Source organism: uncultured Helcococcus sp. (assembly GCF_946998255.1).
In the GTDB taxonomy this organism is placed as follows: domain Bacteria; phylum Bacillota; class Clostridia; order Tissierellales; family Peptoniphilaceae; genus Helcococcus.
Window position 1 is genome coordinate 1 of sequence record NZ_CAMPYN010000056.1, and the last position, 6609, is coordinate 6609.

Sequence of the window (6609 nt, forward strand, 5' to 3'; positions counted from 1 at the left end):
ATCTTAAATTCATCTTCAGCTAAAAAGTTATTTACTAGTTCATTAATAGTATTTTCAAGTACTTTTATATCATAAGTGATTTCATTATTTTCAGACTTATAAGCTGATAGGTCTTCTTGAAGTTTGTAAAACTTAGTCTTCCCATCCTCCTCTTGTTGTCTGAAAAATCCTATAGTTGATTTAATATTTTTATAGATGATAAGTCTTCTTAAAAATTCTTCTTCAGAAATGATACTATCATCATCTAGCTCTTCTTCAACTTCAACCTTATCCTTGATTAAGGACCTAGTTTTGATATAAAGAAGTTGACTGGCTATCAAGATAAAATCAGCTGTTTCTTCTACAGGTATATCTATATCTTTAATTGATTGAATATAATCATTGGTAATTTCAGATAAATTCACTTCATAAATGTCATATTTTGAACTTTTAATCAAATCTAATAAAAGATCAAAAGGACCATAAAATTCACCTGTAGATACATTTATCATACTTTCTCCTAAACTAAAATATTAGTAAAAAACTTATAAACAAATAAAATCATTGGACTAAATATTTTATCTATTAAGCCACTAGCAATTAATATAACTAATATGAAAAATGAATATTTCTCATACTTGTAAATAAAGTATTGGAATTTATCTGGTAAGAATGATGCCAATATCTTTGATCCATCTAAAGGTGGTATAGGTATCAGGTTAAATACTGCAAAAACTATACCATAAAAGCTTATGTGGTCTAATAAGACAAAAACTATTTCATTTAATTCTACATTAACCATTATAAACATGCAGATAAAGGCTGTAAGTAAGTTCATAACAATACCTGCTATGGCAACTGTAAATAATCCAAGTCTTTTCTTTTTAAAATTAAATTGATTTATTGGTACGGGTTTTGCCCAACCAAATCTAAAAACTATCATAGATATGGTGCCCAATAAATCAAGATGTTTAAGAGGATTTAAGGTCAATCTACCATTATCCTTTGCGGTAGTATCCCCATTTAAATAGGCCACATATCCATGGGCCCATTCATGGGTTACCAATACAAATATTATAGATACGGTCGTAATTATATATGATAAAATTTGTGTCTTATCCATTATAGGCCATACTTTCTAGCTGCATATAAGATACCAATTATAGTCTTGGCATCCATTATCTCAAAGTTTTCCACCATTTCTAGGGCATCATTTAAAGGCACTAAAACTGGTTCCACATATTCATCGTCATCTTGGTCTAACTTACTTTCTTCTAAGTCAGTAGCTAAAAATACAGAAAAAATCTCATCAGTAAAACCTGGTGAAGAATATGATTCAACAAGTAATTCTAATTTGTTTGGTTTCATACCTATTTCTTCTTGAGCTTCTCTTTTAGCAGCATCTTGCAAACTTTCATTTCCATCTACTAAGCCTGCAGGTATTTCATATATTACCTTGTCTACTGCTTTTCTATATTGTTTAACCAGATAGATTTCTTGGTTTTCTGTAATAGCAACTAGACTTACAGCTCTTTGGTGTTCAACAATTTCTCTTTTACTATAGGACATGTTAGATAGTTCGACTGTATCAACCCTAACTTTTATAATCCTACCATCATAAATAGTTTCTGATTTAATTGTTTCTTCATGGTGTATTCTATTTTCACTCATCTTATACCTCCAGCAATTCTCTAGCATTTGATAAACTTTTTTCTGTTATATCATGTCCTGAAATCAATCGTGCTATTTCCTTTATTTTACCATCTTCATCTAAAACATTTACATTGGATATAGTTTTTTCACCAACTACATCCTTACTTATTAGATAGTGGCTATCAGATTTAGCAGCAATTTGTGCTAGGTGTGAAATCACTATTAATTGTATAGATTTAGATATTTTTTTCAACTTATCCCCAACTATATCGGCTGTTTTTCCACTGATACCAGTGTCAATTTCGTCAAAAATTATAGTTTGTATAGAGTCTGATTCAGACAATACAGCTTTCATAGCTAGCATAAATCGTGAAATTTCACCACCAGATGAAACTTGGCTTAGACTCTTTAAGTCTTGACCCTTATTTGTAGAAATCATAAAATCTATATCATCTATACCGTCTTTATTTATATTATCTTTTTTCTTAAAGGCTATCTTAAACTTGATATGGGCCATATTCATTTCTTGAAGCTCATCAACTATACGTCTTTCCAAATTTTCAGCTATTTCTTTTCTTAGCTTGCTTAGCTGGTCGGCTATTTTTTGATTATCTTTTTCAAGACCATATAATTTAGAATTTATATCCTTTAGGACCTTATCTATATTACTAATAGTTTGATATCTTTCTTTACTATCATCTAAAAACTTAAGTATCTCTTCTTTGTCTCGGCCATATTTCATTTTCAAAACTTGGAATCTTGAAAAGAGGTCTTCTATGATTTGTATTCTCTCTTCATCTATATCTAAAGTGTAAGAATAGTCCTCAAGGTTTTTAGAAAAATCATTGATTTCTTCTCTTATATTTAATGCCCAAGAGCTGAGATCTTTCAAGTCATCATCCATAGAGGCCAAGTCATTGGTAGCACTATAGACATTGAAAGCAAAGTCCTTAAATGATAAAGACCTATTGTTGTCATTTAGCATGGATAATAAAGAGTTGGTACCTTCAATCAATTCTTTTTGGTTAGATAGCTTTTTATATTCTTTATTTAATTTGTCTTCATCATACTTGTCAAAATCAAAGGCTTCAATTTCTTCGATTTGATATTTTAATAAGTCTTTTTCTCTTTCAAGTTCTTCTGGACTTATTTTTAAGTCTTCTAGTCTTTCCTTTAATAGCTTTTCTTCTTTAAGATTAGCTTTAATTTTATTTTTTAAATCAATAGTTTTATCATTAAAATTATCAATCATATTTATGTAGTTAGCCTTATTTAATACTATAAGGCTAGAATGTTGACCATGGATATCAAAAATTAAATCCGTTAAGTCAGACATGATTTTTAGACTGCATGCCCTATTATTAATTTTGTTAATTGTAGAATTATCTGTAAATTCTCTAGTTAGGATAATATTTTCATCAGCTTCAAATCCATTTTCTATTAAAAAGTTTTTGAGGATAGCATTACTTTTAAATACTGCCTCGACAATAGTTTTGTCGGAAAATGATCCTAAATAGTCTCTTGTAAACCTATCCCCTTTTAACAGCGATAGGGTCTTCAAAAGTAATGACTTTCCAGACCCTGTTTCACCTGATATTATATTTAATCCTTCAGAAAAATTTAAATTGATTTCTTCAATTATGGCAAAATTTTTCACATACAAATTTAGTAACATTCAGCCACCTTAACTATTCATCATATCCTTTAGTCTTTGTAAGACTAGTTTTGAGTCATAATCTTCCTCAATATCTAAAAGTATGGTATCGTGTCCAGCTATGATACCTGCAATCCCTGGGATTTGTTGGGTAACTATAGCTTGAGCTACAACAGTTGCAGCATATGAGATTGTATTTACATAAATCTTGTTTCTATTTACTTTAAAACCTAAAACAGATGATTTAAATACCTTTAGCAATCTTTCATTTAAGGTATCTCTCATTGTATCAATAACTGTGTACTTGTATGCGCCTGTTGAAGTTTGAACTTTAGTTATTCTTAGTTCTTTAATATCTCTTGAAATAGTAGCTTGTGTAGCTATTATTCCTCTTTCCTTAAGTAATTCTGTTAATTCTTCTTGAGTATCGATATCTTGATTTTCGATTAAAGATAAAATTAATCTTTGTCTATCATATTTACGCATTTGTAACCTCTCTTACTTCTTAAATATTATTCATTCATATTTGAATTAATATTTTCGATTTCTAATTTTGCTTTGTTAATATAATTATTTAACTTTTTGTAAATATCAGCACTTGTTTTGTACAGGTGTATTGATTCATCAAGACTTACATCTTCCTTATTTATTTTTTCGGAGATAGCCTTGTATTCATCTAAAAGCTGTTCAAAATTCTCACTCATCAACTTCTCCTTCAATATATATTTTCAACTTACGCTTAGAATTAGATAAATAATAAGTTTTGTTCACATTTAATTTATCTAGTTCCAGGTAAATCCCCTCATCATCTTGTAGGTAGATTTGATTTTTAGCAATTATGTTGTTGTACGCATCCCCTAAGGCTTTATAGTAATCATTTACACGATTACTTGAGTTATTTAACTTATCATTGATAGTTAAACTTATTTCTGCCTTTGTATTATTTACCCTGTTTTTTACTTTTTCCAACAAAAAACTTGGATTTTTTAATTCGATTTTGTGATAAAAATTATCTACAAGATTTTTACTGGTCAAATACTTATTAAAAAGCTGATTTTGAATGTTTGTTTTCAAATATTTGATGGTTTCCCTAGCCTGAACCAAATTTTTTACTATATATTCTCCGGCCTTTGTAGGAGTTTGTAGGTGGATATCAGCAACCATATCTGCTATAGACAAGTCGATTTCATGACCTATTGCAGTCATGATTGGAGTATCCAAAGAAAAGATTTTATCAGCCAAAGCTTCAGAATTAAATGCTGACAAATCATTTTTTGATCCTCCACCCCTGGTTACTACTATTAAATCCAAATCCATATTATCTAGTAGGTCCAAAGCTGCAACGATATTCTCTGGAGCCATTTTTCCTTGTACTAAAGCTGGAAGATAATAAATCTTACCATGGTAATTGTTAGTAGTCAACACCTTTATAAAATCATAATATGCAGCTGATTCTAAACCCGAAACCAAACCAATCTTTTCTGGGAATAAGGGAATATTTTTCTTTTTATCTAAATCAAAGTATCCCTTATCTTGAAGTTTTATCTTTAATTTATCTAGTTGTATGGAGTCTTTCCCTTTGCCAAGAAGACTACATGACTCAACTCTCAATTGATACCTAGAATCTCTTAAATATAAATTTATAGATCCTTCTACGACAACCTGGTCACCTTCTTTGAAATTGAAGTCATTGCCAAAGTAGACGCAAGATAAGTTTTCATCATCTTCATTTAATAGAAAGTAAGTATAATACTTACTTGACAGATCCTTTATTTCACCAACGATTTTTACTCGTCTTAAAATAGGATCAGTTTTAATCTCTTGGCTTAAATATTTACCTAACTGCTTAACAGTAATAAAATTTTTCATTAAATATCCTTGGCTATTGATGATAAAATTCCATTGATCAACTTGTATGAATCTAGGTTTCCATATTTTTTAGCATTTTCCACAGCTTCATTTATAGCTACACTAGTTGGCACATTCTTAGAGATAGCAAATTCATTTACTGCTACCCTAAGAATGGCAACTTCTATAGCTAGTAAGGTATTCAAATTTGAATTTGACATGTGGTCTTCGATTATTTGATCAATTTCATCAATATTATCAAAAATTGACAACAAAGAAGACCTGATAAAATCTGTATTCACCTTGTGATAATCAAGTATATTATCCAAATAATCTTTTTCAATTTTGTTTAATTGGCTTTGATAGGCTAACTTAATAACCCATTCTCTTTCCTGTGTACGGTTCATTTTATACTCTTGACATGTATTCGCCAGTTCTTGTATCTATTTTTAATACATCTCCTATTTCAACAAATAGTGGAACATTTAGAGTATATCCTGTTTCTACAGTAGCTGGTTTTGTAGCACCTTGGGCTGTATCACCTTTGAAACCTGGTTCTGTTTCAGTGACTTCCAATTCAACAAAGTTTGGTGCTGAAACTGAGAATGGTTTCCCATCAATATATTCGATTGATGCCATTTCATTTTCTTTTACAAATTTGGATGCTTCTTCAAACATTGATGGGTCCATTGGCAATTGTTCATAAGTATCAGGATCCATAAATACAAAGAATTGTCCATCATTGTATAAATATTGCATTTCTCTTGATTCAACCATTACTTGTCTAAACTTGTCATTTGGGTTTATAGTAACTTCCTTTGAACCACCTGTTTTTACATTTTTGATTTTTGTTCTAATGAAGGCTGGGCCCTTACCTGGCTTAACGTGTTGGAAATCAATTACCTGCCAAATTTGTCCATCATCTTCAAAAGTAACACCTTTTTTTAATTCATTTGCTCCTAACATAGAGACCTCCTTTTAAAATCATAAATTTTAACTTATAAGTATAGTATACTATATTTCTTTTGTAAAATGAATATTTAATTTAGATTTTACATAAGAAATTTTGTTAATAATTTAGCTATTTTCAGGGGTTTGAAACTAGAAAAATTTCTATTTAAAATAATCGGATTCAAAATTCTTGTATATTTTTTCACTAAAAAAGACAGGATTCCCCTGTCTTCTTTATCTAGTCAGAAAAATGTGTATGTTTTGTTACCCATTGTAGCATCTTGATATGTAGCCAAAAACCGTAGATACCTAATGTAATCACAGTTAAAAGCCACCATTTGATATAGTTTCCAAATAAACCTGTTGCAGTACCGTCAAAACGTAGACGTCTTCCGTCTATATAGGTATTGTTTATTTCCCATCTTTTGATTATAACAACAGCCCAAGGATACATGATTCCTAGGGTAAAAATAGTTATTATAGTACCAACTATTTTTCTACCTAGATAGTCAATTAATCCACCT

10 protein-coding genes are annotated in these 6609 nt (G+C 29.9%); all 10 read right to left on the reverse strand.

Annotation, left to right across the window (positions count from 1 at the left end):
* Nucleotides 1-491 (reverse strand): segregation/condensation protein A (locus Q0U66_RS04940; RefSeq protein WP_297378129.1); only part of this gene is annotated, 491 nt, incomplete at its 3' end.
* An 8-nt stretch (nt 492-499) separates the two neighbouring features.
* Nucleotides 500-1102, reverse strand: coding sequence for a site-2 protease family protein (locus Q0U66_RS04945; protein ID WP_297378132.1), 603 nt, complete (start codon nt 1100-1102; stop codon nt 500-502).
* Entirely contained in the window at nt 1102-1650 is a 549-nt protein-coding gene (locus Q0U66_RS04950; RefSeq protein WP_297378134.1) for an NUDIX hydrolase, read from the reverse strand. The genes Q0U66_RS04945 and Q0U66_RS04950 overlap by 1 nt, the downstream gene beginning before the upstream one ends.
* 1 nt (nt 1651) lies before the next feature.
* Nucleotides 1652-3307, reverse strand: coding sequence for a DNA repair protein RecN (recN, locus tag Q0U66_RS04955; protein WP_297378138.1), 1656 nt, complete (start codon nt 3305-3307; stop codon nt 1652-1654).
* Nucleotides 3308-3316: 9 nt separating this feature from the next.
* Nucleotides 3317-3772, reverse strand: coding sequence for an arginine repressor (argR, locus tag Q0U66_RS04960; protein WP_297378141.1), 456 nt, complete (start codon nt 3770-3772; stop codon nt 3317-3319).
* Between the two features lie 26 nt (nt 3773-3798).
* Nucleotides 3799-3990, reverse strand: a complete 192-nt coding sequence (gene xseB / locus Q0U66_RS04965; protein WP_297378144.1) for an exodeoxyribonuclease VII small subunit — start codon at nt 3988-3990, stop codon at nt 3799-3801.
* Nucleotides 3983-5155: an exodeoxyribonuclease VII large subunit gene (gene xseA / locus Q0U66_RS04970; protein ID WP_297378148.1), complete on the reverse strand. Its 1173-nt coding sequence runs from the start codon at nt 5153-5155 to the stop codon at nt 3983-3985. Before xseA ends, xseB begins: the two co-directional genes overlap by 8 nt.
* Entirely contained in the window at nt 5155-5541 is a 387-nt protein-coding gene (nusB, locus tag Q0U66_RS04975; protein WP_297378151.1) for a transcription antitermination factor NusB, read from the reverse strand. The genes xseA and nusB overlap by 1 nt, the downstream gene beginning before the upstream one ends.
* 1 nt (nt 5542) lies before the next feature.
* Complete coding sequence (gene efp / locus Q0U66_RS04980) at nt 5543-6100, reverse strand: elongation factor P (protein ID WP_297378154.1); 558 nt, start codon at nt 6098-6100, stop codon at nt 5543-5545.
* Nucleotides 6101-6323: 223 nt separating this feature from the next.
* Nucleotides 6324-6609 (reverse strand): DUF898 family protein (locus Q0U66_RS04985; RefSeq protein WP_297378157.1); only part of this gene is annotated, 286 nt, incomplete at its 5' end.

What these genes read in the sequence shown, in the direction of transcription:
- Q0U66_RS04945 (WP_297378132.1), bottom strand. Translation starts at nt 1,102, where the DNA reads ATGGATAAGACACAAATTTTATCATATATAATTACGACCGTATCTATA.
- Q0U66_RS04950 (WP_297378134.1), bottom strand. Translation starts at nt 1,650, where the DNA reads ATGAGTGAAAATAGAATACACCATGAAGAAACAATTAAATCAGAAACT.
- recN (WP_297378138.1), bottom strand. Translation starts at nt 3,307, where the DNA reads ATGTTACTAAATTTGTATGTGAAAAATTTTGCCATAATTGAAGAAATC.
- argR (WP_297378141.1), bottom strand. Translation starts at nt 3,772, where the DNA reads ATGCGTAAATATGATAGACAAAGATTAATTTTATCTTTAATCGAAAAT.
- xseB (WP_297378144.1), bottom strand. Translation starts at nt 3,990, where the DNA reads ATGAGTGAGAATTTTGAACAGCTTTTAGATGAATACAAGGCTATCTCC.
- xseA (WP_297378148.1), bottom strand. Translation starts at nt 5,155, where the DNA reads ATGAAAAATTTTATTACTGTTAAGCAGTTAGGTAAATATTTAAGCCAA.
- nusB (WP_297378151.1), bottom strand. Translation starts at nt 5,541, where the DNA reads ATGAACCGTACACAGGAAAGAGAATGGGTTATTAAGTTAGCCTATCAA.
- efp (WP_297378154.1), bottom strand. Translation starts at nt 6,100, where the DNA reads ATGTTAGGAGCAAATGAATTAAAAAAAGGTGTTACTTTTGAAGATGAT.